Below are 2,366 nucleotides of genomic sequence, written 5' to 3'. Positions count from 1 at the left end.
TCGAGAAAAGCCATTTTTGAGCCGTTTTTCTCCTGTAAAAAGCGGTTGAGGGCTGTTAGTAGAATCGTGGCGGAAATCTCGTTAGGATCGATAAAGTTTAGGGCTTTCGACATAGCGATAAACACTTCTTTTTCTACCCTAGGGGGGATGTTTTGTTTCTCTAACCATTCCGACCAAGAATATTTGTCCATCTCCTCGACGTAACTTTGACCTTTAACAATGGCAGGGATTAAACCGAGTCCAAATTTAATTTTTTCCTCCCAAGTTAACATATCATTATTGCGAAGAATGGCAACAATACCGTTAATTGGGGCGGGAATATCTGGGAAGTCAAACCGCGAATAGGTCCCCGGTTTTTCCGGCTGATTGAAGATCATCGAGTGTTCTTTCCACTGTAGGCGATCTTCTATGCCCAATTCTTTGAATAATTGCAGCATATTGGGATAAGCGCCAAAGAAGATATGTAAACCGGTTTCGTACCAGTCCCCATCGGCATCTTTCCAAGCGGCAATTTTTCCCCCTAATACATCGCGACGTTCCAGTACGATGGGCGTATGTCCCGCATCGACAAGGTATTTCGCACAAGATAATCCGGCTAGTCCCGCACCAGCGATCGCAACTCGCATCGTTTCCTATCTACTCTCTAATGTCTTGTCTTTATCACATTCGCCATTATACTTCACATTTCGTTACATTTTTTTTCAGATTATCGAGAAGTCAGGGGGCAGGAGGCGGCTTTGTTCTCCCCACACCCCACTTCCTTGATAACTGCTGACTGCTTACTGGTCACTGATAACTGATAACTGGTCACTGATAACTGATAACTGGTCACTGATAACTGATAACTGATATTGTGATATGTAATTAGCTTAATTCGCTTACCTTTTTAGTTCACGCGTACACCCTCTTCAATCGATCGCTATGACTTTTCCCACTACGTCACCTCAAGTCTCGGAAATAGAGAATAATCGTGCTTGGCATAATTTAACTGGGGAACAAACCCTAGAAATACTGAGAACCAATGGGGAAACCGGCTTAATCGAGGCGGAAATTGTTAAAAGAAAGGATATTTTCGGGTTAAATGAACTAAAAGAAACGGGGGGACGTAGCCCGTTAATGATTCTCTGGGAACAGTTTACTAACATTATGTTAGTGATGCTGATTGCCGTGGCGGTGGTTTCGGCAGTTTTGGACCTGAAAAAAGGGGAATTTCCCAAAGACGCGATAGCTATTTTTACAATTGTTATTTTAAACGGTATTTTAGGATATTTACAGGAAAGTCGGGCAGAAAAGGCATTAGCAGCCCTTAAGCAGTTATCCTCGCCCAAAGTTAGAGTTATTCGTAATGGTAGCACCTTTGAAGTGACGGCCAAGGAACTTGTCCCCGGGGATATCATGTTACTGGAAGCGGGGGTACAAATTGCCGCCGATGGCAGATTATTAGAAGCACAAAACCTGCAAATCCGCGAAGCTGCCCTCACGGGGGAAGCGGAATCGGTGAATAAACAAGCACAAAAGGTTTTACCGGAAGATGCCTCTTTAGGCGATCGCATTAACCTCGTCTATCAGGGTACGGAAGTAGTACAAGGGCGCGGGAAAGTGGCGATTACCAGGACGGGAATGGATACGGAAATCGGTAAAATCGCCGCTTTGTTGCAAGGAGTAGAAAGTGAACCAACTCCCCTACAGCAGCGAATGTCGCAGTTAGGTAACGTTTTAGTGAGTAGTTCCCTAGCTTTAGTGGCGGTAGTCGTCCTTGGCGGTGTAATTCGCTTTGGTTGGCAGTTTTTTGAATCATTCCTCGAAACTTCCCTCAGTATGGCTGTGGCCGTTGTTCCCGAAGGTTTACCGGCAGTGGTAACGGTGACTTTGGCAATTGGAACCCAAAGAATGGTGAGAAGACAAGCTTTAATCCGTAAATTGCCGGCAGTGGAAACCTTAGGCTCGGTAACGACGATTTGCTCCGATAAAACCGGAACTTTAACTCAAAATAAAATGGTGGTGCAGAAAGTTAATACTTCCGAGCAGACAATTACTGTCACGGGGGAAGGTTACGCGCCTATCGGTGAGTTTAATGGTGTTAGTGAAAGTGATCCGGAACTACAGGCAATTTTAACGGCTTGTGTGCTGTGTAATGATGCACTTTTGCAAAATAAAGCTCAAGAATGGTCAATTTTAGGCGATCCCACCGAAGGAGCTTTACTGACGTTAGCGGGTAAAGGAGGACTATATCGGGAAGCATTGGCACCACAAAGCCCTCGTTTAGGCGAATTTCCCTTTTCTTCCGAAAGAAAGAGAATGTCAGTAATCTGTGAGAATGCCCAGTTAGGTTTGGGGGATTCTGCCTATTTAATGTTTACCAAAGG

General features: G+C 44.7%; 2 protein-coding genes. One reads left to right on the top strand and one right to left on the bottom strand.

All coding sequences use genetic code 11. From position 1 onward, the window contains the following. Positions 1-626, bottom strand: a 626-nt coding sequence (locus PX481_RS17545; protein WP_288095225.1) for an FAD-dependent oxidoreductase, incomplete at its 3' end; no start/stop codon positions are given. A gap of 295 nt (positions 627-921) precedes the next feature. Between PX481_RS17545 and PX481_RS17540 the strand changes: the two genes are divergently transcribed. Continuing rightward, positions 922-2,366, top strand: a 1,445-nt coding sequence (locus tag PX481_RS17540; protein ID WP_288095223.1) for a cation-translocating P-type ATPase, incomplete at its 3' end; no start/stop codon positions are given.

It is taken from the genome of Microcystis sp. M53603_WE2 (assembly GCF_030065435.1).
Note: the sequence above shows the minus strand (reverse complement) of the source record. Positions and strands in the feature narration are given on the sequence as shown.